Below are 25,552 nucleotides of genomic sequence, written 5' to 3' on the forward strand. Positions count from 1 at the left end.
ATCGCAGACGCGTTAGAACGTAGACTGAATTTTCAGGCCAGCGACCAAAGCGTTGTCCACTTGATCCACGCCACCCGGGTGAGTGATGTATTGCAGGTTAGGACGCACGGTCAGCCAGTTGGTGACGTGGAAGCCGTAGTTGATCTCGTAGTTGTATTCGGTCTCGCGAATCGGCGAGAACACCGGATTGTCGTAGTCCGAAACACCGTTGGAAGCGTTCAGCAGCTCGGCGTTTTTCTTCACGTCGTCGTTGACGTGGATACGCGCCGCGCCGATGCCGACGTCATCCTTCGGACGGGCGTCGAACGGGCCTTTGTAGACAAACATCACCGACTGGTAGTTGTCGATGAAGTTGGTGTCCTTGTCGTGGAACGTGGCGTTGGCCGCGATGTTCAGACCACGGGAAGCGTCGCCGTTGTGGCTGGTGAGTTGCTGTTGCGCAACGAACCAGTAGCCGTGCTTGCTGCTGTGGGTGCGGTAGGCATTGCCGGTGGTTGCTGCGTCGTTGCCGTTGATGTCTTCGCGGACGTCGGCGGCATCAGCCGTGCTCTTGTAGTAACCGACGCGGTATTCGCCCGGCAGGCTGTTGACCTTCGGCGACCAGACCAGCTCGACCGGCAGCACCGTACCGGCGGTGCCGCTGCCGCTGAGCTTGAAGCCGTTGCCGTGTTCCAGCTGCGACGGGTTCTGGTTGTACGCGCCGATCTGCGCGTAGAGCTCGTCGTTGATGTTGTACTTCACGCGGATCGCGGCCTGGCTGACGGGCCAGTTGTACCAGATGTTGGTCGCCCAGTTACCGACCTGCGAGCCGCAGAACGCCAGGTTCTGGAATTCGCACGGGAAGGTGTTGAAGTCTTCGCCTTCACCGAAGTAACCGGCCTTGACGTCGAGCTTGTTGTCGAAGAACTGGTGCTGAATCCACAGTTGGGTCAGACGCACCATGTGGCCACGACCGTAGACTTCCTGCGAGGAAGACAGGGTGCCGGCACGCGGGTCGCCAACGCGGTCGTTGGAAATGTTCTGACCGTTACGGTTGGTCAGCTGGATCTTGGCCTGAGTGTTGTCCCAGCCCCAGAGTTTTTGCAGGTCCAGGGCCACGCCCAGACCGAACTGGTCGCTGTAGCGGCCGGTCTTGTCGTCGTTGTAGCCGCCATGCAGGTTGGCGCCCATTTCCCCGACGTAGTCAGCCTTGATGTCGATGCCTTGCTCGATCAGCTTGGTCCGCTCACCACCCCAGTCGCCCGTCATCCACTTGGAATCGGAGCTGAATGCATCGGCGGCCATGGCATTGCCGGCCATGACCAATGCGGCCGCGGCTGACACTTGGCAGATCAACCGGGCATTGACGTGTTTCTTTTTCATCCCTACATCCTCGTCTTTATTGTTATTAACTGTTTTTTTCCAACGCGGTTTACATCCCCTGCGGAAATGAGCCTGTTGCAGGCTCATCCCCACATTGATTTCTTACCGACCCTTGAACTGAGCGACATTGGCGCTGTGCGCTTCGGTCTTCGGCAGCCCCGCCACACCCAGACGCTCGCCGCTCTTGGCGTCGAACAGCAGCACTTTCGACGGATCGAACTGCAGGGTCAGGGTCTCGCCCACCTGCGGCGCCACGTCCGGCGCCAGACGGCAGCAGACCTTGGTGTCGTTGAGGTTGACGAACACCAGGGTGTCCGGACCGGTCGGTTCGGTGACCTGCACTTCAGCCTTGATGCTCGGCAGGCCATTGCCCTCGCCGTTGGCCAGAGCGATCTGCTCCGGGCGCAGGCCGAGAATCACTTCGCGGTCTTCGAGACCGGCGTCCTGCATCGCCATCGGCAATTCGCAACGGGCCTGGCCGCTGTCGAGCAGCGCCACCAGACGGCCGTCCTTGCGTTGCAGGCGCAGCGGGATGAAGTTCATCGGCGGCGAACCGATGAAGCTCGCCACGAACAGGTTGGCCGGGTCGTTGTAGATCTCTTTCGGCGTACCGAACTGCTGGATGATGCCGTCCTTCATCACCGCCACCTTGTCGCCCAGGGTCATCGCTTCGATCTGGTCGTGGGTCACGTAGACCGTGGTGGTTTTCAGGCGCTGGTGCATCAGTTTCATTTCGGTGCGCATCTCGACGCGCAGCTTGGCGTCGAGGTTGGACAGCGGTTCGTCGAACAGATAGATCTTCGGCCGACGCGCCAGCGCACGGCCCATCGCCACGCGCTGTTGCTGACCACCGGAGAGCTGGCCCGGCTTGCGATTGAGCAGGTGCTCGATCTGCAGCAGCTTGGCCACGCGGGCGACTTCTTCGTCGATCGCCGACTGGCTCATCTTGCGGATCTTCAGACCGAACTCGATGTTCTCGCGCACGCTCATGGTCGGGTACAGCGCGTAGGACTGAAACACCATGGCGATGTCGCGATCTTTCGGGCTCATGCCGCTGACGTCCTGGTCACCGATCATGATCGCGCCGCCGGTGATGGTTTCGAGGCCGGCGATGCAGTTCATCAGGGTCGACTTGCCGCAGCCCGATGGCCCGACAAGGATCAGGAACTCACCGTCCTTGATCGACAGTTCGATGTTCTTCAGGGTGTCCGGCAGGCCGGCACCGTAGGTCTTGTTTACATTGCGAAGTTCGAGCGTAGCCATGATTACCCCTTGACTGCGCCGGCCGTCAGCCCGCGCACGAAATACTTGCCTGCGACCACATAGACCAGCAGGGTCGGCAGCCCGGCGATCATCGCCGCTGCCATGTCCACGTTGTATTCCTTGGCCCCGGTGCTGGTGTTGACCAGGTTGTTCAGTGCCACCGTGATCGGTTGCGAATCACCGCTGGAGAACACCACGCCGAACAGGAAGTCGTTCCAGATCTGGGTGAACTGCCAGATCAGGCAGACCATGATGATCGGGGTCGACATCGGCAGGATGATCCGCCGGAAGATCGTGAAGAACCCGGCACCGTCCAGGCGTGCGGCCTTGATCAGTGCATCCGGAATGCTCACGTAGTAGTTACGGAAAAACAGCGTGGTGAACGCCAGGCCGTAGACCACGTGCACAAACACCAGGCCGGTGGTGGTGCTCGCCAGGCCCATCTTGCCGAGGGTGAACGACGCCGGCAGCAGCACGGTCTGGAACGGCAGGAAGCAGCCGAACAGCAACAGGCCGAAGAACAGCTGCGAACCCTTGAAACGCCAGAACGACAGCACATAGCCGTTCAACGCACCGATGGCGGTAGAGATGATGACGGCCGGAACGGTGATCTTGATCGAGTTCCAGAAGTAGCCGTCAACGGTGGCCCAGGCTTTCACCCAGCCGATGCCGCTGACCACGGTCGGCCAGCTCAGCAGGTTGCCGGTGGAGATGTCTTCCGGGGTCTTGAAGCTGGTCAACAGCATGACCACCAGCGGCACCAGATACAGCAGGACCGCGAGGATCAGCACCGCGTAGATCGCGATGCGGCTCAGGCTGATGGCCGGTTTGGAGGCGAGACTAGTCATGACGCTTGGTCCTCAGCTCGGAGTACAGGTAAGGCACGATGATCGCGAGGATCGCACCGAGCATAAGAATCGCACTGGCCGAGCCCATGCCCATCTGCCCACGGCTGAAGGTGAACGAGTACATGAACATCGCCGGCAGGTCGGAGGAATAACCCGGGCCGCCGGCCGTCATGGCCGCTACCAGGTCGAAGCTCTTGATCGCGATGTGCGCCAGGATCATCACCGCACTGAAGAACACCGGACGCAGGCTTGGCAGCACCACTTTCCAGTAGATGCGCGGCATGCTCGCGCCGTCGATCTGGGCGGCGCGGATGATCGATTGATCGACGCCACGCAGACCGGCGAGGAACATCGCCATGATGAAGCCCGAAGCTTGCCAGACCGCCGCGATCACCAGGCAATACACCACGCGATCCGGGTCGATCAGCCAGTCGAGACGAAAGCCTTCCCAGCCCCAGTCCCGCAGCAATTTGTCCAGGCCCATGCCCGGGTTGAGCAGCCATTTCCACGCGGTACCGGTAACGATCATCGAGAGCGCCATCGGGTACAGGTAAATGGTGCGGATAAAGCCTTCGCGACGGATTTTCTGGTCGAGGAAAATCGCCAGCGTCACGCCGATCACCAGAGTGATGGCGATGAACATGCCGCCGAACACGGCCAGGTTCTTGCTCGCCACCCACCAGCGGTCGTTGTCGAACAGCCGCGCGTATTGCGCCAGCCCTGCCCACTTGTAGTTCGGCAGGAAAGTCGACGTGGTGAACGACAGGACAAACGTCCAGAGGATATAGCCATAGAAGCCCACCAGAACGATGAACATGCTCGGCGCCAGCACTAGTTTCGGTAGCCAGCGCTGCAATGCGTCGAACGGCGAGGCCTTGCTGAACACAGCAACAGAACTCATGGGAAGATCCAGTAAAAAGATGAAGGACCGCTGCAAGCTGCCAGCCTCAAGCCGATGCGCGACTTGAAGCTGGCAGCTGCTCTACGCCGGTGTTACTTGGCAGCCTTGACGGCGGTGCCGAGTTTCTTCGCAGCATCGGCCGGGTCGGCTTTCGGGTCGTTGATGAAGTTGGTCACGACATCAAAGAACGCACCCTGTACGGCCAGCGTGGTCGCCATGTTGTGCGCCATGCTCGGCTGCAGGCCGCCGGTCTTGGCGTCTGCCAGGAAGTCCTTGGCAGCGGTCTGGGCGCAGGAGTCGAAACCGTACTTGCCCATGTCGGCGAGCATGTCGTTGCGCACCGGGATCGAGCCCTTGTTGATGCTGAAGACTTTCTGGAAGTTTTCACCCAGCACGACTTTGGCGATGTCCTGCTGACCGGCCGCGGTGCCCGCGTCCTTCTGCTTGAACACGGCCAGCGAGTCGATGTTGTAGGTGAACGCCTTGTCGGTGCCCGGGAAGGCTACGCACTCGTAATCCTTGCCGGCGACCTTCTTGGCGGCGGTCCATTCGGACTTGGCCCAGTCACCCATGATCTGCATGCCGGCCTTGCCGTTGATGACCTTGGCCGCTTCCAGGTTCCAGTCCTGGCCTTTGCCGTCGACGTCCATGTAGGTCGCGACTTTCTTCAGCTCGGTCAGGGCCTTGACCATTTCCGGACCGGTCAGGGCAGCGTTGTCCAGATCGACCAGGGCTTTCTTGTAACCATCAACACCCATCACCGACAGCACGACCGCTTCGAACACGGTGCTGTCCTGCCAAGGCTGACCGCCGTGGGCCAGCGGGATGAAGCCCGCAGCCTTGAGCTTGTCGCCGGCGGCGTAGAATTCTTCGAGGGTGTTAGGGGCTTTGGCGATACCGGCTTTCTTGAAGACTTCCGGGTTGATCCACAGCCAGTTCACCCGGTGAATGTTCACCGGCACGGCTACGTAATCACCGTCGTACTTCACGGTATCGGAGACTTTCTTGTCGAGCAGGCTGTCCCACTTCTCGGACTTGGAAACGTCCTTCAGCACATCAGTGTCGAGCAGACCGGTGGATGCCCATTCCTGGATGTCCGGGCCTTTGATCTGGGCGACGCCCGGCGGGTTGCCGGCGACGGCACGGCTTTTCAGCACGGTCATGGCAGTCGCACCGCCACCACCGGCGACAGCGCCGTCTTTCCAGGTGAAACCGTCTTTTTCCACTTGTGCCTTGAGTACATCGACGGCGGCTTTTTCGCCACCGGACGTCCACCAATGCACGACTTCCACCGAACCTTTGGATTCGGCAGCGGAAACACTCAGGGGCAGCACAGCGAGCGGGAACAGGGAGGCGACAGAAATGACAGTAGCGAGGCGAGAAATCGCATTCATCTGAGATGTACCTTTCTTGTTGTTATGCATGCAAGTCTGGTGCTTGCGCTGCACACGAGTTTAAACAGGACGTTTCCCCTCGCAGGTAACGAAGGGACGCGCAAATGTCACCGCATGGTTACACAGGAACGGGCCGGGACAACTGTGCCAGCGCCGTCGCCATGCTCGGCGCCAGCGGCAGACGCGGGATCAGTACCGCCTGCCAGGCGTGATACAGATCCGGTTTGCCCGCCCAGATATCGGCACTTGGACGGTTCTGCGGATCGAGTTCGTGATGCCAGCTGCCGTCGCAGCGGTCGATGAAATTCGCTTCGCAGAATTCCCAGAATAGCCGGTACCAGGATTCGTACTGCGCATCGCCGGTGCGTTTGAGCAACGCACTGGCGGCGGCGCTGGCCTCGGCGTGGGTCCAGTGCAGGCGATGGCGCACCACGGCCTTGTTGTCCCAATCGAGGGTGTAGACGATGCCCGGGGCGCCATCGACGTCCCAGCCATGACGGCAGTTGTTCTCGAACAGCTTCTGCGCATCGGTGGCCAGCCAGCCCGGCGTGAGCATGCCGGCCCGGACCCGCGCCGCTTCGAGGTGCAGCAACAGCCGCGCCCACTCGAAACCGTGGCCCGGCGTGGTGCCGTAGGGACGAAAACCGTCGGCAGGATTGTCTTGGTTGTATTCGCGCAGCGGCTGCCAGTCGCGGTCGAAGTGCTCGATCACCAGATAATCGTTGGCAGCGGCGTGACCGTGAATCACCCGCTCGACGATGCGTTGCGCGCGCACCAGCCAGCGTGGGTCTTCAGTGACGTCGGCGAGCGCGAGGAACGCTTCGGTGGCGTGCATGTTGCTGTTGGCACCGCGATAGGCTTCTTCTTCGCGCCAGTCGCGGTTGAAGAATTCGCGCAGGGCGCCCTCTTCTTCGCTCCAGAAATACGTGTCGATGATGTCGATGGCGTCATCCAGCAACGCCTGCGCGCCGGGACGTTGCGCGACCACAGCGGAACTGGCCGCAAGGGCCACGAAAGCATGCAGGTAAGCGTTCTTGCCGGTGTTGCCGTCGCGGTGTTCGGCGACGGCGAACCAGCCGCCATGCAGTGCATCACGCAGTGGACCACGCAGGGCCGCAATGCCGTGATCAACCAGTTCGGCAAACCCCGGCAGGCCCTGAATGTGGGCCATGGCGAAGCTGTGGGTCATGCGCGCGGTGTTCATGGTTTCGGCTTGTGCGCCGGCCTGGAGCTGGCCGCGCTCATCGAGATTGCCGAAGCCTTCGGGCAACCGTGAAGCCTTGGCAAATGCCAGCAGGCGCAGGCCTTCGTCGGCGAGCCATTGCTGGTGGGCAGGGGCATTCAGCCAACTGCTGAAGCCCGGATTGAAGTGATCCATGGAAGGCCTTTTTTGTTGTTATGACTGCTGGCAGTCTAAACAACGGGCCGGGGTTGGCTTGTAACGAAGGGGGCAGGTTTTGTCACCGACCGGTGACATTCAGATCAATCCGCCGAACGCGGTAATTGCAGGGTCACACGCAATCCACCCTCACGCAGATTCTGCAACGTCACTTCCCCCCCATGACTATGGGCAATGTTGCGGGCAATCCCCAACCCGAGCCCATACCCCTGCTGCTGCCCCGCCAAGCGGAAGTGCGGTTCGAACACCTGCTCCAGCCGCTGCTCCGGCACACCTGGCCCTTCATCGTCGACATGCAGCACGAACGCACTCTCGTCGTCATCGATATGCAAATGAGCGTTCTGCCCGTACTTCAGCGCATTGTCGATCAGGTTGCCGATGCAGCGCTTGAGCGCCAATGGCTTGCCCGGATACGCCGCCAGCGCCCGCCCTTGCTGGGTCACGCGACCATTGCCGTTGGGCGCCAGATACGGCTCCACCAGACAGTCGAGCACATGGTTCAGATCCACCGGCTCGATGTTCTCGTGGATGTCGGTGTCTTTGACGCATTGCAACGCGCCTTTGACCAGCAGCTCCAGCTCATCCAGATCACGGCCGAACTTGGTTTGCAGCTGTTCGTCTTCCAGCAGTTCGACCCGCAGACGCAGACGGGTGATCGGCGTGCGCAGGTCATGGGAAATCGCGCTGAACAACTGACTGCGCTCGGTCAGGTAACGGCTGATGCGCTCGCGCATGGTGTTGAAGGCGCGGCCCACTTCCACCACTTCACTGCCACCACCCTCGGCCACCGGCTCGACGTCGGCGCCCAGCGACAAGTCCCGCGCCGCCCGCGCCAGACGCTTGAGCGGCCGGCTCTGCCAGTGCACCAGCAGACCGATGAACAGCAACAGAAAACCGCTGGTGAACACGATGAACCACACCTGCTGGGTCGGCAGGCCCTGCTCTTCAAGACTGGTGTAGGGCTCGGGCAACAGCGAGGCGATGTACAGCCATTCACCGGGTGCCAACTGGATCTGGGTCACCAGCACCGGCGGATTCACCGGTTCCAGGGTCAGCGCGTAATGCGCCCAGGAGCGTGGCAACTCGTCGAGTTTCAACCCGGCGTTGAAGATACGCAGGTCATCGGGGCTGACGAAGGTCACCAGAATGTCGGTGTCCTGGCCCAGGGACTGACGCAGCACTTCATCCACGGCTTGAAGCACCGCTGCCTTGCGCGGTGTAACCGGCAACACCTCCATGCCCAGCGGTTTGTCATTCAGCGTCACCACAAAACGGGTGCCGCCCATGCTGCGCAACTGATCGAGCACCAACGGCCGATAAGCCACCGGCAACGAGCGGAAATAACTGACGCTGGCGGTCATCGAATGGGCGAGGCTGCGGGCGCTGGTGACCAGGCCTTCGAGCTGGGTCGCGCGCAACTGGGAAACCCAGATCACGCTGGACAGCGTCTGGGCGAACAACACCGCGAGCAATGTCAGCAGCAGCATCCGCCCGAGCAGCGAACGGGGCATCGGCACTTTGCGCGCGGTGTTGCGCAGGAACTCAGTGACCATTGCCGGCAACCACATTGGCTGCCAGTTGGTAGCCGCTGCCGCGCACGGTGCGGATCAGCCGTGGCGGCTTTTCGGTGTCGCGCAGACGCTGGCGCAAGCGGCTGACGGCCATGTCGACGATACGATCGAGGGGCATCAGATCGCGGCCGCGGGTGGCGTTGCCGATGGTGTCGCGGTCGAGGATTTCCTGGGGGTGATCAAGGAACAGCTTGAGCAAGGCGAAGTCGGCGCCGGACAGAATCACTTCCTCGCCGTCGGTGTGAAACAGCCGATGGCTGACCATGTCCAGTCGCCACTCATCGAACGCCAGCACCTCGCTGCCGCTGCGTTCCTGACCGAACTGGGCACGGCGCAGCAGGGCTTTGATTCGCGCTTGCAATTCGCGGGGGCTGAAAGGTTTGCCGAGGTAGTCGTCGGCGCCCAGTTCCAGGCCGATCACCCGATCGGCCTCGTCGGAACTGGCGGTGAGCATGATGATCGGCACCTGGGCCTGACGCGGATGCTGGCGCACCCAGCGGCACAGGCTGAAGCCGTCTTCATCGGGCAGCATCACATCAAGGATCACCAGATCGCTCGGCGCCTCATTCAGCGCCTGGCGGAAACTGGCGCCGTCGGCCGTGGCCCGTACCTGAAAACCCGCACGGGTCAGGTAGGTTTCCAGCAACTCGCGTATCTCCTGGTCGTCATCGACCAACAAAATCGACTTGTTGACTGAACTCACTTCGAAGGCATCCTTGTTGTTGGAATTGGGCGGATTATGCCTGATGTGCCGAGGGTTCCCACGCTCGGCGTGGGAATGTTCATTTACCGGATTGTTCGAGCGCCACTCCTGCACCGACCAGACCCGAGTACGGCGCGGTTACCAGCCACACCGGAATTCCCTTGAAGTAATCGCTCATGCAACCCTTGTCGGCGAAGCTGCGGGCGAAACCGCTTTCGAGGAAGAAATCGGCAAAGCGCGGAATCACGCCGCCAACGATATAAACCCCGCCGCGACCGCCAGTGGTCAGCACGTTGTTGCCGGCTACGCGACCGAGCCAGCAGCAGAACTGCTCCAGCACTTCCAGGGCAATCGGGTCACCGGCAAGGCCGGCTGCAGTGATCGCTTCCGGCGTGTCGAGTTTCGGTTCATGACCATCCACCGCACAGATCGCCCGATACACCCGAGGCAAGCCACCGCCGCTCAACGCCGTTTCCGCGCTGACGTGGCCGATCTCGTTGTGGATGTGCTGCCAGAGCTGGGTTTCACGCGGACTGCTCAGCGGCAGATCGACGTGACCGCCCTCCCCCGGCAACGCGGCAAACCGGCCTTCGCCCAGATCGAGCAAGGTGCCGACGCCCAGGCCGGTGCCCGGACCGATCACCACCGCCGGACGCAACGGTTCCGGTTCGCCTTCGCAGACCACGCGGAATTCGCCGGGCTGCAAACGGGTCATGCCCAGTGCCATGGCGGAGAAGTCGTTGACCAGCAGCAACTGCTCGACCTGCAACGCCTGGCAAAAAGCCTTGCGGCTCAGGCGCCAGTGGTTGTTGGTGAACTTGAACTCATCGCCGCTGACGGGACCTGCCACCGACAGGCACACCGAACCGATGGCGCCCGGTGCCAGGCCGAGCCCGCTCAGATAGAGGCTGATCGCCTCTTCCGGGCTGGCATGGTCGGCCGTGGCCAGTACCTGCACCGATTCGAGCTGCTGATCTTTCCACAACGCAAACCGCGCGTTGGTGCCTCCGATGTCACCGACCAAAGCCAGTTTCAATTAAGCGTCTCCAGGGCAGAAGTGAAGGCGCTGGCGCCCTGCTCTGCCGAGCTGAATGCCAAACGCATGAAGCCAAACAGTTCGCGACCGCTGCCGATGTTGTTGCCCAACAGGCCTTTGGCGGGTTCGCGCGCTGCGAATTCGGCGGCGTCCACCTTGAGTTCCAGGGTGCCTTTGACGCCATCGACGCGGATGATATCGCCCTCTTGCACGCGAGCCAAAGCGCCGCCGACATAAGCTTCGGGGCTGACGTGAATCGCCGCCGGGATTTTCCCCGACGCGCCGGACATCCGCCCGTCAGTCACCAGCGCCACTTTGAAGCCGCGATCCTGCAGCACGCCGAGGAACGGCGTCATCTTGTGCAGCTCCGGCATGCCGTTGGAACGCGGGCCCTGGAAGCGCATCACCGCGACGAAATCCTTCTCCAGCAGACCGGCCTTGAAAGCGTCGGCCAGATCCTGTTGATCCTGGAACACCATGGCCGGCGCTTCGACAATCTGGTTTTCCAGCGCCACGGCGGACACTTTCATCACGCCACGACCGAGGTTGCCTTCCATCACCCGCAAGCCGCCCTCTGCCGAGAACGCACGGGCCACCGGACGCAGGATGTTTTCGTCGAGGCTGTCGGTCGGGCCTTCGCGCCACACCAGTTTGCCGTTATCGAGGAACGGCTCCTTGGTGTACTGGCTCAAGCCGTGGCCGAGCACGGTGTTGACGTCTTCGTGCAGCAGGCCGGCTTCGAGCAGTTCGCGGATCAGGAACGACATGCCGCCCGCCGCCTGGAAGTGGTTGATGTCGGCCTTGCCGTTCGGATAGACGTGGCTCAGGGTCGGCACGACTTCGGAGAGGTCGGCCATGTCCTGCCAGGTCAGTTGAATGCCCGCCGCCATGGCGATGGCCGGCATGTGCAGGGTGTGGTTGGTCGAGCCGCCGGTGGCGTGCAGCGCGACGATCGAGTTGACCAGCGCCTTCTCGTCGACGATTTCGCCAATCGGCAGGAAGTTGCCGTTCTGTTTGGTCAGGCGCGTCACCTGATGCGCGGCTTCGCGGGTCAGGGCCTCGCGCAGCGGCGTGTTCGGGTTGACGAAAGAAGCGCCCGGCAAATGCAGGCCCATGACTTCCATCAACAACTGGTTGGTGTTGGCGGTGCCGTAGAAGGTGCAGGTGCCCGGGCTGTGGTAGGACTTCATTTCCGATTCCAGCAGCTCTTCGCGGGTCGCCTTGCCTTCGGCGTATTTCTGCCGCACGTCGGCTTTTTCCTTGTTGGAAATCCCCGAGACCATCGGCCCGCCCGGTACGAAGATCGTCGGCAGGTGACCGAAACGCAGGGAGCCCATCATCAGCCCCGGCACGATCTTGTCGCAGATGCCAAGCATCAGCGCGCCGTCGAACATGTTGTGGGAGAGCGCCACAGCCGTGGACATCGCAATCACTTCGCGACTTGGCAAGCTCAGCTCCATGCCCGGCTCGCCCTGGGTCACGCCGTCGCACATGGCAGGCGTGCCGCCGGCGAACTGGCCGACCGAGCCGATTTCGCGCAGGGCGTTCTTGATCTGTTCCGGGAAGACTTCGTACGGCTGGTGCGCCGAAAGCATGTCGTTATAAGACGACACAATGGCGATGTTCGCCGAGTTCATCATCCGCAGGCTGTGCTTGTCTTCGCTGCCACACCCGGCCACGCCGTGGGCGAAGTTGGCGCATTGCAGCTTGCCGCGCATCGGCCCGTCGGTTGCGGCGCCGCGAATGAGCGCAAGGTAAGCCTGACGCGTGGCGCGGCTGCGGGCGATAAGCCGTTCGGTGACCTCAAGAACGCGGGGATGCATGTGTAGAACTCCAGGCTAACGGATGTGGCGACCTGATTGTCTATGCTGACCAAAGCGCCCGCACGTGTGGGATGACGGGCGGTTTCCTTGACCATTCGGACCAGTTGATTCAGGTCACTCGTTGTAGATAAAACAAAATATTGCCACTAAAAAGGCTTGTTTTCTATTTTTATGCGAATAATCTTGTAATTCCAACAACAAAACGACGGCGGCGCTGTTCAATGACTCTTCGAATCGCAATCAATGGTTTTGGCCGCATCGGCCGTAATGTCCTGCGCGCACTGTATACCCAAGGCTATCGTCAGGATTTGCAGATCGTCGCCATCAACGATCTGGGCGACAGCGCGATCAATGCGCACTTGCTCAAATACGATACCGTTCACGGCACGTTCGATGCCGAAGTTGCGCATGACAACGAGAGTCTGACCGTCAACGGTGACCGTATTTCGGTCAGCGCCATCCGCAACCCTGCCGAACTGCCATGGGCTGCGGAAAAGATTGATGTGGTGTTCGAATGCACCGGTCTGTTCACCGACCGGGCCAAAGCCGCCGCGCATATTACTGCCGGGGCGCGCAAAGTCATCATCTCGGCCCCGGCCAAGGGCGCCGATGCCACTGTCGTCTATGGCGTGAACCACGACATCCTGCGCCAGTCGCACCAGATCATTTCCAACGCCTCGTGCACCACCAACTGCCTGGCCCCGGTGGCCCAGGTGCTGCACCGCGAACTGGGCATCGAAAGCGGTCTGATGACCACGATTCACGCCTACACCAACGACCAGAACCTGACCGACGTCTACCACACCGACCCGTACCGCGCCCGCTCCGCCACCCAGAACATGATTCCGAGCAAGACCGGCGCTGCCGAAGCCGTGGGCCTGGTACTGCCGGAACTGGCGGGCAAGCTGACCGGCATGGCCGTGCGCGTGCCGGTGATCAATGTGTCGCTGGTTGACCTGACCGTGCAGTTGAAGCGCGAAGCCTCGGCCGATGAAGTGAACGCACTGATGAAAGCCGCGAGCCAGCACTCGAAAATCCTCGGCTACAACACCCTGCCGCTGGTATCGAGCGACTTCAACCACAACCCGTTGTCGTCGATCTTCGACGCCAACCACACCAAATCCAGCGGCAAACTGCTGAAGGTGCTGGCCTGGTACGACAACGAGTGGGGCTTCTCCAACCGCATGCTCGATAACTGCCTGGCGCTGTGCAACGCGGAATAAAACCGCTACTGCCGATTTGAAGGCGGGTAGTGGCTTTACCAACCTTTGACAAATCAACACTTGACCATTCGGGCGGATGATAAGCATTATCATTCGCTCGAAATGGATCAGGTCCTCCCGTGAGTCAGTCGCAGTTCAATCACGTTTTCCTCGCCCAGCGCACTTCATTGCTGCGAACGCTGGAACGCATGGTCAACAACCACAGCACCGCCGAAGACCTGCTGCAGGAAACCTACCTGCGCGTCACGCGGGCGCTGAGCGAACGGGCCATCGATCACCTTGAACCCTTTGTCTTCCAGACTGCGCGCAACCTGGCGCTGGACCATTTGCGTGCACGCAAGATTCATTCGCGGACCATGGTCGACGACGTGCCGCAGGACGTGGTGCACAGCGTCGCCGCCCCCGCCAGCAGCGCGGAAGACGCCGCCCACGCCGAACAATTGCTGGAGCGCCTGAACGTGAGCCTCGGTGAACTCAGCCCCCGTCAGCAGCAAATCTTCATCCTCAGCCGCCTGCACGGGCACAGCTATCAGGAAATCGCCGAAGAACTCAGCGTGTCTCTCAGCACGGTGCAGAAAGAACTCAAATTGATCATGACCATTTGCATCGGTGTCGCCGAGCGCTTGAATGGCGACTGATGCTGTAGGTTTTTTCTCTAAGTGCCAGGATCGACTGCACTGATCATCGGCCTTTGTTACCCTTGCCCGACTTTTACGCTTCACTAAAAAAACAGCCGTGCACAGACACTGCCGAGGAAACACCGTGACGGACACCCACCGCCCTCCTTCGCCCGACACGGCGCAGGACGCCGCCAACGCAATGGACCAGGCTCTGGACTGGCTCATCGTGCTCGGCAGCCCGGACGAGGAGCAGACCCGGCAGTTTCATGCCTGGCTGGCGGCCGATCCGTTGAACGCCCAGGCATTCGCCAAGGCCCAGTCGATCTGGGACGGCCCGCAGATCGCCCAGTGCGCGCAAGAGCTTGCGGCCAAACCGAAGAAAGTCACCGTCCTCACACGCCTGCGCCCGCACTGGAAACCCTTGGCCACCGCTGCGGTGCTGATTCTCGGTCTGTTCAGTTTCAGCAACCTGCCGATGCGTCTGCAGGCCGATCACCTGACCGTGGTCGGCGAGCGGCAACGTTTGCAGTTGGAAGACGGCTCGAAAGTTCTGCTCAACACCAATTCCGCCTTCTCCAGCACGATCAACGATCGTCAGCGCGTTGCGCGGCTGTATCAGGGCGAAGCGTTTTTCGAGATCCCGGCCAGCCGCAGCCAGCCGCTGGAAATTGACGCCGGTCCGGTGAAGGCCAGCGTGCGCGACACCGCGTTCGCCGTGCGTTATCTGGATGGCGTGGCGCAGGTTCGAGTGCAGCGTGGCGATGTCGATCTGCGTGCGACCCGTGACGATGCCCGGGTGCGTTTGTCCGCCGGGGAAAGCATCCGCATCGGTCCAAACGGTTTCGACCGGCCGGCCAAGGTCGATGCAGCCACCGATCTGGCATGGGTGCAGGGTCGGTTGATCTTCGAGAACTGTCCGCTAAATCAGGTGCTGGCCGAACTGCGCCGCTACTACCCGGGCTTCATCATCAACACCAACGAACATCTGGCCGACGTCGCCGTCACCGGCAATTACCGCCTCGACCAGCCGCTGGACGTGGTGCGTTCGCTCGCTCACATCACCTCGGCCAAGCTTCAGGAATTCCCGGCGCTGGTGATTTTGAACTAAATGAGAATTATTTTTACTCGATAGCTAAAGCTCGTTCGTCTCGTTATAGCCAATGCAATTGATTCGCATCTTCGGACGCAAATCAGCACCTATAAAGATTCGTGCGACACGGAGCGCTATCGATGTCCTCACGCCTTACCCGCCAGACTTCTTCCCCTTCCCGCGTGCTGTCGTTGCTGACCGCCGCCATCCTGATGGCCGGCACTGCGCCGCTGATGGCCGCCACCGAGCAACCGGCACGCAACATGGGTGATTACTCGTTCGCCATCGGCCAGCAACCGCTGGTGTCGGCGCTCAACGCGTTCACCGCCGTCACCGGCTGGCAAGTCGGCTTGCCGGCTGAATTGGGTAAAGGCGTGTCGTCCCCGGGCGTGCGCGGTTCGCTGCCACCGGAAAAGGCCCTGGAGCGCCTGTTGGTGGGGACCAACCTGAGCTTCCGCAAGCTGAGCAACAACAACGTCGTGCTGGAAAAGCGCAACAACAGCGGCGCACTCAACCTCGACCAGGTGACCATCAGCGCCACCCGTCAGGAACAGTCGGTCAACAGCGTACCGGCCACCGTCACCGTGCAGACCCGTCAGGACCTGGACCGCAACAACGTCAACACCATCAAGGATCTGGTGCGCTACGAGCCGGGCGTCTCCGTCGGCGGCGCCGGTCAGCGCGGCGGTATCAGCGGCTACAACATTCGCGGCATCGACGGTGATCGCATCCTGACTCAAGTGGATGGTGTCGAAGTACCGGACGGCTTCTTCAACGGCCCGTACGCCAAGACTCAACGCAACTACGTCGATCCGGAAATCGTCAAACGCGTGGAAATCCTTCGCGGCCCGGCCTCGGTGCTGTACGGCAGCAACGCTATCGGTGGCGCGGTCAGCTACTACACTCTCGACCCGGACGACATCATCAAGCCCGGCCAAGACGTCGGCGCCCGCCTGAAGACCGGCTACAGCTCCGCCGACGACAGCTGGCTGAAATCCGCCACCGTCGCCGGTCGCGCCGAGCAGTTCGACGGCTTGTTGCACTACAGCCAGCGCGACGGTCATGAAACCGATTCCTACGGCAGCAACAACGGCACCGGTCTTGAGCGCACTGCCGCCAACCCGGAGGACGTGAAAGCCTCCAACGTGCTGGCCAAGATCGGCTGGAACTACAGCGAAGGTTCGCGTCTGGGCCTGACTTATGAGAAGTACAAGGACGATCGCGACACCGATCAGAAAAGTGCTTACGGCGGCCCGTTCTTCAATGGCGCTCCGACCATTCCCAACAGCATGCTGCCCGGCGGCATGTACCAGTGGCGTACCGGCAACGACACCGTCACCCGTGAGCGTTTCGGCCTGGAACACAGCTTCGCCCTCGACAGCCTGTTGGCGGACAACGTGAAGTGGAGCCTCAACCACCAGGTTGCCAAGACCGACCAGAGCACCGAAGAGTTCTACTACCCGATGACCCGTAAAGTGCTGCGTACCCGCGACACGATCTACGAGGAAAAACAGTGGGTGTTCGATGCGCAACTGGACAAGGCATTCGCCATCGGTGACACCGATCACGTGCTGACCTACGGCACCACGATCAAGCAACAGAAAGTCACCGGTTCACGCAGCGGCGACGGCAAGTGCCTGGCAGTCGGTCGCGGCTGCACCGCCATCGGCGCCACCAGTGCGGCGGACGTGCTGAAGAAGTCCAGCGATTTCCCGGACCCGACCATCAACACCTACAGCCTGTTCGCCCAGGATCAAATCAGCTGGAACAAGTGGACCTTCCTGCCGGGCCTGCGGTACGACTACACGCAGCTCAAGCCACACATCACTCAGGAATTCCTCAACACCGTGGCTGCCGATGGCAAAGGCACGGTGAGCGACGAAAACAAGACCTGGCATAAAGTCTCGCCGAAATTCGGCCTGACCTACGCCCTGACCGACAACTACACCTGGTACGGCCAGTACGCCGAAGGCTTCCGCACCCCGACCGCGAAAGCGCTGTACGGCCGCTTCGAGAACAGCACCACCGGCTACAACGTGGCGCCGAACCCGAACCTGGAACCGGAAAAGAGCAAAAGCTATGAAACCGGTCTGCGCGGCAACTTCGAGCAAGGCTCGTTCGACGTGGCGGTGTTCTATAACAAGTACCGCGACTTCATCAACGAAGACGCCGTCACCCCGGGCTACAGCGAGCTGACCTTCCAGTCCAGCAACATCAAGCACGCCACCATCAAGGGTGCCGAAGTCAAAGGTCGCCTGAACCTGGATTCCTTCGGCGCGCCGCAAGGTCTGTACACCCAGGGTTCGATCTCCTACGCCTATGGACGCAACAACGACAACGGCGAGCCGTTGAACAGCGTCAACCCGCTGACCGGCGTATTCGGTCTGGGTTATGACCAGGACAACTACGGCGGCCTGCTGAGCTGGACCGTGGTGAAGAAAAAGGATCGCGTCGACGACACCAACTTCAAGTCGCCGGACGGTGTCAGCAGTCAATTCAAGTCCCCAGGCTTCGGCATTCTCGATCTGGCCGGCTACTACAAGGTGACCGACGACGTCACCGTCAGCGGCGGCATCTACAACCTGACGGACAAGAAGTACTGGTTGTGGGATGACGTGCGCGGTTACGACAGCGTCGGCGAAGCGTCGGTGACACAACCGGCCAACCTTGATCGCCTGACCCAGCCGGGTCGCAACTTCGCGATCAATCTGGTCTGGGATATCTGATCCGGATGACCTCACGGTGCGTGCATTGTCGCGCCGTGAGGTTTTTTTACTGTCCGGCGCTTGCCCGTTCGTCTCGTTATCAAGCGCCTCTTTTATCAAGGACATCTCATGAGCACCCCGGAAAAAGCCCTGCGTTCGCAACGCCTGAACCAGATCACTCACGAGCCGCACAGCAAGCTCGATGCGCTGGTGAAGGCCCATGCGCCGTTCGAAACCCGCGCCAATTTCGCCCGCTTCGTGGTCGCGCAGTACCTGTTCCAGTCGGAACTGGTCTCGCTGTACAACGATGCAGAACTGACCGCTATCGTCCCTGACCTGCCGGCCCGCTGCCGCGCCGAAGCCGCCAAGGCTGACCTCGCCGATCTGGACACCGAAGTCCCTGGCCCGGTGGCCGGTGCAGTGAAAAACCCGAGCAAGGCCCGCGCCCTGGGCTGGATCTTCGTGTCCGAGGGTTCCAAGCTCGGCGCTGCGTTCCTGATCAAACGCGCCGTCGCGCTGGAACTGAGCGAAACCTTCGGCGCCCGTCACCTGGGCGAGCCTGAAGGCGGCCGCGCCGAAGGCTGGAAGAGCTTCGTGCGCACCCTCGATTCGCTGCAATTCAGTGCCGAAGAAGAAGCCGAAGTGGAGCAAGGTGCGATCGACGCATTCAACCGCTTCACCGTGCTGCTGGAACAGGCTTACGCCACGGAAGCCGAACCGGCCTGAAGCGACACCGACTCCCCAATGTGGGAGCTAGCCTGCTAGCGATTCAGATGTCGACTGATATACCGCCATCGCGAGCAGGCTCGCTCCCACATGGGAACCGAGCAAGCCTGTAGAATCCCCGTTTCGCCTCACACACTTCGAGCCCATGCCCCAACCCGCCTCCTCCCGACTCGCCCGCCTGCTGTTCGGCCTGCTCGCCTACGTCAGCCTCGGCATCGGCCTGATCGCCATCGTCGTGCCCGGCCTGCCGACCACCGAATTCATCCTGCTCGCCGCCTGGGCCGCGACCCGCAGTTCGCCGCGCCTGAGTGCCTGGCTGGAAAACCATCGGCTGTTCGGGCCGATCCTGAGCAACTGGCGCAACGGCAAGATCATCGCCCGCAAGGCCAAGGTCAGCGCCACCGTCAGCATGTTGCTGTGTGCCACCCTGATGCTGGTGGTGCTCGATCACGGCTGGCCGGTCTATCTGGCGATTGCCGGCATGACCCTGGGCAACCTGTGGATCTGGTCACGCCCGGAATCGCTGCCGAAGATTTCCTGATTTTTCCCTTCTTTTCAGGGCTTTTGCCCGCGCAAACGTTTTGCCGTGACCGTTCGTCGGCAGGCGCCTCATGCACCCTCGCCCCGCGCCGATGAGCAATGAATGGCGCTGAATGGATTTGGCGAACCGGGCAACTCCGTGCCCCGTAGCCAACAGTTCATTCATTCGCGAGAACACCCCATGTTCGACTCCCTGTCCATTCGCCTGAAAATCGTCCTGCTGTCCGGGCTGTGCCTGCTCGGCGTGGTTGCGCTGATCGTCGGCATCAACATCTACCAGACCAACCAGAACGACGAACTGGTCAGCGACTCGAGCAGCAAAATGCTCACCGCCAGCGTGCAGAACCTGCTGCAGGCCAAGGCGGCCGAACAGGCGGTGCAGGTGCAGAAAACCTTCGGCGAGAGCCTGCTGGTGATCACCGCACTGGCCGACCAGATCAAGGACATGCGCGTCATGGCCGCCAAGCGTTCGCTGGACGCCGGGGCCTTGCGTGAAGAATTGAACCTGAGCCTGAAAACCGCGTTCGAGCGCAACAGCAAGGTGCTGGGCATCTGGCTGGCCTTCGAACCCAACGGCCTGGACGGCAAGGACAGCGAGTTCGTCAACGACGCCGCGCGCCAGTCCAACGAAGCCGGGCGCTTCGCCACTTACTGGAGCCGCGCCGCCGGTTCCGCGCTGAACACGATCATGGTCGAAGAAGACATGACCAAGACCACCCTCAGCGTCAGCGGCACGCCCTACAACAGTTGGTACACCTGCCCTCGCGACAACAAGCGCACCTGCCTGCTCGACCCGTACGCCGACACCGTGGGCACCAAAGAAATGCTCATGACCACCATTTCCGTGCCGCTGCTGGTGGACGGCAAGGCCATCGGCGTGGTCGGCATCGACATCGCCCTCGACGCCCTGCAAGCGGCGGCCGTGGGTTCCCAACGTGAACTGTTCAACGGTGCCGGGCACATGCTGATCGTCTCCGGCAGCGGCGTGCTCGGTGCTTACAGCACCGACGCGACCAAAGTCGGCAAAGGCATCGCCGAAACTCTCGGCGCCGAAGGCAAGGACATCCTGCAACTGCTGAGCGCCGGCACACCGAAGATTCTCGAACAGGGCGACCTGATCCGCGCCGTTTACCCGGTCGATCCGATCGGCAACTCCCGCGCCTGGGGCGTGGTCATCGACCTGCCAAAACAAGTGCTGCTGGCCGACTCGGTCAAGCTGCAAGCGGTGCTCGATGACGCTCAGCAAACCGGCGTGATGACCGCGTTGGCGGTGGCCGTGATCGCCGGCCTGATCGGCCTGGTGCTGATCTGGCTTACCGCCTCGGGCGTGACCCGGCCGATCAACAGCGTCGCCGAGATGCTGAAGAACATCGCCAGCGGCGAAGGCGATCTGACCCAGCGCCTGAACTACACCAAAAAGGATGAACTCGGCGAACTGGTGAACTGGTTCAACCGCTTCCTCGACAAGCTGCAACCGACCATCGCCCAGATCAAACAAAGCATCACCGAAGCCCGTGGCACCGCCGATCAGTCGTCGGAAATCGCCCGCCAGACCAGCGAAGGCATGCAGGTGCAGTTCCGCGAAATCGATCAGGTTGCCACCGCGTCCAACGAAATGAGCGCCACCGCCCACGACGTGGCCAACAGCGCTTCGAACGCTGCCAATGCCGCCAAGGGCGCCGATCAGTCGGCCAAGGACGGGATGTCGATCATCGAGCGCAGTACCCGCGACATCAATCAACTGGCCGACGAAGTCAGCAAAGCGGTGACCGAGGTTGAAGAACTGGCGGTCAACAGCGAGCAGATCGGTTCGGTGCTGGAAGTGATCCGCAGCATCGCCGAACAGACCAACCTGCTGGCGCTGAACGCCGCCATCGAAGCAGCCCGTGCCGGTGAAAGCGGTCGTGGTTTCGCGGTGGTTGCCGACGAAGTGCGTAACCTGGCCAAGCGCACTCAGGATTCGGTCGAGGAGATCCGCGTGGTGATCGAACGCATCCAGACCGGCACCCGCGGCGTGGTCGCGACCATGCATTCGAGCCAGACCCAGGCCCACAACAACGCCGGACAGATCCGCCAGGCCGTGGACGCCCTCGGCAAGATCAGCGACGCGGTCACCGTCATCAGCGACATGAACCTGCAGATCGCCAGCGCCGCCGAACAACAAAGCGCCGTGGCCGAAGAGGTCAACCGCAACGTCTCGGCCATTCGTACCGTCACTGAAACCCTGACCGAACAGGCCACCGAATCGGCGGCGATCAGCAGCCAGTTGAATGCTCTGGCGAGTCAGCAGATGAAATTGATGGATCAGTTCCGCGTCTGATTTGATCTATGATCAGGCCCTCTCCCGGAGGGCCTTTGATGACTGATCTGCTCACGTCCATTCAAGCCGCACTCGGCTTGCCCCACACGCCGATTCCGTTCACCGCCGAGGGCGCCCTGCCCTCGACGTTTGCCGTCACCGACCTTGCCTGCGCGAGCATTGCCGCGGCCGGGCACGCGGTCGGCGAATTGCTCCGGCAGCAGACCGGCCAACTGCCCGGCGTAGAAATTGACCGCCGCCTCGCCTCGTTCTGGTTCGCCACTTCGCTGCGTCCGATAGGTTGGGAAGTGCCGCCGCTGTGGGATCCGGTGGCCGGAGACTACGCGACCCGGGACGGCTGGATCCGCCTGCACACCAACGCCCCGCATCATCGTGCCGCCGCTGAAAGCGTGCTCGGCGCCTGTGCCGACCGTGCGGCCATGGCAGCGAAAGTCGCGCAATGGACCAGTGCCGATCTGGAGCAAGCAGTGGTCGATGCCAAGGGTTGTGCAGCCGAAATGCGCAGTTGGGAACAGTGGCAAAAACATCCCCAAGGGTTGGCGGTGAATACCGAACCCTTGGTGCATTTCAGTGGCGGGAAAGACGAAAACCATCAACCCTGGCAAGGCTCGGTGGCGCAGCCATTGGCCGGGCTCAAGGTGCTCGATCTGACCCGCGTCCTCGCCGGTCCGACCGCCAGCCGCTTTCTCGCCGGGCTCGGCGCCAATGTCCTGCGCATCGACCCGCCGACCTGGAACGAACCCGGCGTGGTGCCGGAAGTGACCCTCGGCAAACGCTGTGCACGACTGGATCTGCATCAACCGGCAGATCGTGCGGTGTTCGAAAGTTTGCTCAAGGATGCCGACATTCTGCTGCACGGCTATCGCGCCGATGCGCTTGAGCACCTCGGTTTCGGTGCTGAACGTCGCCGACAACTGGCACCGGGGCTGATCGATGTCTGCCTCAATGCCTACGGCTGGAGTGGCCCATGGCAGAACCGTCGGGGCTTCGACAGTCTGGTGCAGATGAGCAGCGGGATTGCCGAGGCGGGGCAGCGCTGGAAACAGGCGGACAAACCGACGCCGTTGCCGGTGCAGGCACTGGATCATGCGACGGGGTATCTGATGGCGGCGAGTGTGATCAGGTTGCTGGCTGAAAGGTTACGCAGTGGTCGAGGTGGGTCCGCTCGACTGTCGCTGGCGCGGACGGCGAAGTTGTTGATCGAGCAGGAGCCGGGCACGAACGAAGCATTACGGCCGGAAGATGAACAGGATCAAAACTCGCAGGTGGAGCAGACGCCCTGGGGGCCGGCGCATCGGCTGCAAGCGCCTTTGAAGATCAGCGGGACGCCATTACAGTGGTCATTGCCGGCCACTGAGTTGGGTTCACATCAACCGCGATGGTTTTGAAGGTGTGCGGATATCAATCCGCACGACTCGACGATGTCCACAGCAACTGCGCCGCATAACCGCGAAACGGCCGCCAAGCCTCGGCGCGGGCTGACAACTCCCGCGCCGTCATCCGCTCCCCTTCCAGCACCTCCAGTGCTCGCAGCAACCCCACATCCCCGGTCGGGAACCCGTCCATGTCCCGCAACTGCCGCAGCGCAATGTACTGCGCCGTCCAGTCGCCAATCCCGTGCAGCGCCAGCAACCGCGCGGTCCCGGAGGCAAACAGCAGCGGATCATCCAGCAACGCTTGCGCCACCCCGGACAAGGTGCGCCCGCGACTTTTCGGCATGCCCAGCGTCGCCAGATCGGCGTTCGCCAAAACGGCTGCCCGAGGAAAGACGTGAGTCAGTCCAGGCACCGATGAACGCAACGGCTCGCCATACTGCGCCAGCAGTTTCCCCGCCAGCCGGATCGCCCCGACCACGGTAATCTGCTGCCCCAGCACCGCCCGAAACGCCAGTTCCAGTCCGTCCCACGCCCCCGGCACCCGCAATCCCGGACGCTCGGCAATCAATCGCGCCAGCAGCGGATCTGCCTTCAAATGCCGCTGCATCGTCGGCAGATCCGCGTCCAGATCGAACAGCCGACGCAAGCGCATGATGATCTCGGGAACCGATGACGGATCGGGGAAATCCAGTTCCACCTCCAGCGCATCGCCGTCACCGGGCCAGACCGAAACCGTGCCGTGAACGCCGTCCAAACCGATGCTGCGCGAATACACGCCATCGATCACCGCCTCCATCCCGACCACCGCCCGCGCGGCGAGAAACCCGAGCATCGCCGGCCAGTCGTAGGGTCCCTGGTATTCGAGCCGCAGCCTCACAGTGACAGCAAGCCGCTGTACAACCCGTAGGCCGCGAGCCCGGCCCCGGCGATCACGCAGGTGAAAATCCCCTTTTCGATGGTGGTGAACAGCGGCTCGCCCTGCTCATGCTTGGCCTTGGCGAACAGGATCACCCCCGGGGCATACAGCAGCGCCGACAACAGCAGGTATTTCACCCCGCCGGCATACAGCAACCACACCGCGTAGCACAGGGCGATGCCGCCGATCAGCAGGTCCTTGGTGCGTTCGGCCGAGGCATGTTCGTAGGTTTCGCCGCGCCCGCTCAACAGCACCGCATAGGCCGCCGACCACAAGTACGGCACCAGAATCATCGACGACGCGAGGTAGATCAGGCTGGTGTAAGTGCCGGCGGAAAACAGCGTGATCAACAGGAAAATCTGGATCATCACGTTGGTCAGCCACAGCGCATTGACCGGCACATGGTTGGCGTTTTCCTTTTTCAGGAACGCCGGCATGGTCTTGTCCTTGGCGGTAGCGAAGAGGATTTCGGCACACAACAGCGCCCAGGACAGCAACGCGCCGAGCAACGAAATCGCCAGACCGATACTGATCGCCAGCGCGCCCCACGGCCCGACGATGTGTTCCAGCACCGCCGCCAGCGAAGGGTTCTGCAGGGTCGCCAGTTCCGGCTGGCTCATGATTCCCAGCGACAGCACGTTAACCAGCACCAGCAGCGCCAGCACGCCGATGAAACCGATCACCGTGGCCCGGCCGACATCCGCGCGCTTTTCGGCCCGCGCCGAATACACGCTGGCACCTTCGATACCGATGAACACGAACACGGTGACCAGCATCATGTTGCGCACCTGATCCATCACCCCGCCGAAGTTCGGGTTGCTGCGGCCCCAGATGTCGCGGGTAAACACGTCAGCCTTGAACGCCACGGCAGCGATGACGATGAACATGATCAGCGGCACGATCTTGGCCACGGTGGTCAGTTGATTGATGAACGCCGCCTCCTTGATCCCGCGCATCACCAGAAAGTGCACGGCCCACAGCAGCACCGAAGCGCAACCGATGGCGATCGGCGTGTTGCCCTGGCCGAACACCGGAAAGAAGTAGCCGAGGGTGCTGAACAGCAACACGAAATACCCGACGTTGCCCAGCCAGGCACTGATCCAGTAACCCCACGCGGAAGAGAACCCCATGTAGTCACCGAAGCCGGCCTTGGCGTAGGCGTAGACGCCGGAATCCAGCTCCGGCTTGCGGTTGGCCAGGGTCTGGAACACGAACGCCAGGGTCAGCATCCCGATGGCCGTAATTCCCCAGCCGATCAGGATGGCGCCGGCGTCGGCACGAGCCGCCATGTTCTGCGGCAAGGAGAAAATCCCCCCGCCAATCATCGAACCCACCACCAGGGCGATCAGCGCGCCAAGGCGCAGCTTTTGCGTCGGTTGCGACATACAAATCTCCTTGGAAGATGTGGTGAGGTTTTATTTGTAACAACTATTAACTAAACGGCTAACAGTCGAAGACGTTTATCAGGTAATGCCAACAAACGCCCACTTATATATAGCGGATGACGCTAACGCCTAGCACGTTAAGTCAGTTTTGTGCGCCGATCCTAATAAATCAATTCTGTACTGAAAACAGATGTGAAAAATTTGCCAAAACCTGAAAAGCAACTAGCGTGATAACTCGAAAGTAATAGGATCCATTCCCAATCAAATCGACCAAAGGCCTCTGGGACGGGCCTTCCAGACAGTAGCCTTATGCCTGCAGTGGATTCATAAGTCATTCATTAACAATGGAAT

The 25,552-nt window shown here is 61.5% G+C and carries 20 protein-coding genes and 1 pseudogene; 9 read left to right on the forward strand and 12 right to left on the reverse strand.

Going from position 1 to position 25,552, the window contains the following annotated elements; all coding sequences use genetic code 11:
- Positions 1 to 12 precede the first annotated feature (12 nt).
- The 10 genes from M5B98_RS09280 to edd all read right to left on the reverse strand — a co-directional run bounded on the left by M5B98_RS09280 (position 13) and on the right by edd (position 12,300).
- On the reverse strand, positions 13 to 1,362 hold the full coding sequence (locus M5B98_RS09280) for a carbohydrate porin (RefSeq protein ID WP_085709656.1): 1,350 nt from the start codon (positions 1,360 to 1,362) through the stop codon (positions 13 to 15).
- A 102-nt stretch (positions 1,363 to 1,464) separates the two neighbouring features.
- Positions 1,465 to 2,625, reverse strand: a complete 1,161-nt coding sequence (locus M5B98_RS09285) for an ABC transporter ATP-binding protein (protein ID WP_085709655.1) — start codon at positions 2,623 to 2,625, stop codon at positions 1,465 to 1,467.
- Between the two features lie 2 nt (positions 2,626 to 2,627).
- Positions 2,628 to 3,473, reverse strand: coding sequence for a carbohydrate ABC transporter permease (locus tag M5B98_RS09290; protein ID WP_085709654.1), 846 nt, complete (start codon positions 3,471 to 3,473; stop codon positions 2,628 to 2,630).
- The gene (locus tag M5B98_RS09295; protein WP_085709653.1) at positions 3,466 to 4,374 is read right to left on the reverse strand and encodes a carbohydrate ABC transporter permease; all 909 of its coding nucleotides are present in this window, start codon (positions 4,372 to 4,374) and stop codon (positions 3,466 to 3,468) included. Before M5B98_RS09295 ends, M5B98_RS09290 begins: the two co-directional genes overlap by 8 nt.
- A 92-nt stretch (positions 4,375 to 4,466) precedes the next feature.
- The gene (locus tag M5B98_RS09300) at positions 4,467 to 5,768 is read right to left on the reverse strand and encodes an ABC transporter substrate-binding protein (RefSeq protein WP_248742542.1); all 1,302 of its coding nucleotides are present in this window, start codon (positions 5,766 to 5,768) and stop codon (positions 4,467 to 4,469) included.
- A 118-nt stretch (positions 5,769 to 5,886) separates the two neighbouring features.
- Complete coding sequence (locus tag M5B98_RS09305) at positions 5,887 to 7,146, reverse strand: AGE family epimerase/isomerase (protein ID WP_248742543.1); 1,260 nt, start codon at positions 7,144 to 7,146, stop codon at positions 5,887 to 5,889.
- Positions 7,147 to 7,250: 104 nt separating this feature from the next.
- The gene (locus M5B98_RS09310) at positions 7,251 to 8,678 is read right to left on the reverse strand and encodes an ATP-binding protein (RefSeq protein ID WP_162803532.1); all 1,428 of its coding nucleotides are present in this window, start codon (positions 8,676 to 8,678) and stop codon (positions 7,251 to 7,253) included.
- 31 nt (positions 8,679 to 8,709) lie between these two features.
- The gene (locus tag M5B98_RS09315) at positions 8,710 to 9,441 is read right to left on the reverse strand and encodes a response regulator (protein WP_025112821.1); all 732 of its coding nucleotides are present in this window, start codon (positions 9,439 to 9,441) and stop codon (positions 8,710 to 8,712) included.
- 79 nt (positions 9,442 to 9,520) lie between these two features.
- Complete coding sequence (locus tag M5B98_RS09320) at positions 9,521 to 10,477, reverse strand: glucokinase (RefSeq protein WP_085709649.1); 957 nt, start codon at positions 10,475 to 10,477, stop codon at positions 9,521 to 9,523.
- Positions 10,474 to 12,300: a phosphogluconate dehydratase gene (edd, locus tag M5B98_RS09325; RefSeq protein WP_064598951.1), complete on the reverse strand. Its 1,827-nt coding sequence runs from the start codon at positions 12,298 to 12,300 to the stop codon at positions 10,474 to 10,476. The genes M5B98_RS09320 and edd overlap by 4 nt, the downstream gene beginning before the upstream one ends.
- 221 nt (positions 12,301 to 12,521) lie before the next feature.
- Here edd and gap point away from each other — a divergent pair, with 221 nt between their 5' ends.
- From gap to M5B98_RS09365, 9 genes and pseudogenes are all read left to right on the forward strand, one after another.
- The gene (gene gap / locus M5B98_RS09330) at positions 12,522 to 13,523 is read left to right on the forward strand and encodes a type I glyceraldehyde-3-phosphate dehydrogenase (RefSeq protein WP_085709648.1); all 1,002 of its coding nucleotides are present in this window, start codon (positions 12,522 to 12,524) and stop codon (positions 13,521 to 13,523) included.
- 119 nt (positions 13,524 to 13,642) lie between these two features.
- The gene (locus M5B98_RS09335; protein ID WP_085709647.1) at positions 13,643 to 14,161 is read left to right on the forward strand and encodes an RNA polymerase sigma factor; all 519 of its coding nucleotides are present in this window, start codon (positions 13,643 to 13,645) and stop codon (positions 14,159 to 14,161) included.
- Positions 14,162 to 14,285: 124 nt separating this feature from the next.
- Positions 14,286 to 15,251, forward strand: coding sequence for a FecR family protein (locus M5B98_RS09340; protein ID WP_248742544.1), 966 nt, complete (start codon positions 14,286 to 14,288; stop codon positions 15,249 to 15,251).
- Positions 15,252 to 15,373: 122 nt separating this feature from the next.
- Positions 15,374 to 17,959: a TonB-dependent receptor gene (locus tag M5B98_RS09345; protein WP_248742545.1), complete on the forward strand. Its 2,586-nt coding sequence runs from the start codon at positions 15,374 to 15,376 to the stop codon at positions 17,957 to 17,959.
- 108 nt (positions 17,960 to 18,067) lie between these two features.
- A complete protein-coding gene (locus M5B98_RS09350; RefSeq protein ID WP_248742546.1) occupies positions 18,068 to 18,664 on the forward strand; it encodes a biliverdin-producing heme oxygenase in 597 nt (198 codons plus the stop codon).
- Between the two features lie 145 nt (positions 18,665 to 18,809).
- Entirely contained in the window at positions 18,810 to 19,205 is a 396-nt protein-coding gene (locus tag M5B98_RS09355; RefSeq protein WP_085709643.1) for a YbaN family protein, read from the forward strand.
- A 453-nt stretch (positions 19,206 to 19,658) separates the two neighbouring features.
- Positions 19,659 to 20,666: pseudogene (locus tag M5B98_RS28795) on the forward strand (HAMP domain-containing protein); the annotation flags it as partial.
- Between the two features lie 102 nt (positions 20,667 to 20,768).
- Positions 20,769 to 21,524 (forward strand): methyl-accepting chemotaxis protein, encoded by a 756-nt coding sequence (locus M5B98_RS28800; protein WP_371320921.1) that lies wholly within the window; start codon positions 20,769 to 20,771, stop codon positions 21,522 to 21,524.
- Positions 21,525 to 21,562: 38 nt separating this feature from the next.
- Complete coding sequence (locus M5B98_RS09365) at positions 21,563 to 22,912, forward strand: CoA transferase (protein ID WP_248742547.1); 1,350 nt, start codon at positions 21,563 to 21,565, stop codon at positions 22,910 to 22,912.
- A 13-nt stretch (positions 22,913 to 22,925) separates the two neighbouring features.
- Here the strand turns inward: M5B98_RS09365 and M5B98_RS09370 are convergent, their stop codons facing one another.
- Together M5B98_RS09370 and arcD are read right to left on the reverse strand one after the other, a co-directional pair.
- Positions 22,926 to 23,777, reverse strand: coding sequence for a DNA-3-methyladenine glycosylase family protein (locus tag M5B98_RS09370; protein ID WP_248742548.1), 852 nt, complete (start codon positions 23,775 to 23,777; stop codon positions 22,926 to 22,928).
- Positions 23,774 to 25,201, reverse strand: coding sequence for an arginine-ornithine antiporter (gene arcD, locus M5B98_RS09375; protein ID WP_248742549.1), 1,428 nt, complete (start codon positions 25,199 to 25,201; stop codon positions 23,774 to 23,776). Before arcD ends, M5B98_RS09370 begins: the two co-directional genes overlap by 4 nt.
- Positions 25,202 to 25,552: the final 351 nt, after the last annotated feature.

The organism is Pseudomonas sp. MWU12-3088 (genome assembly GCF_023242405.1).
GTDB lineage: Bacteria > Pseudomonadota > Gammaproteobacteria > Pseudomonadales > Pseudomonadaceae > Aquipseudomonas > Aquipseudomonas kribbensis.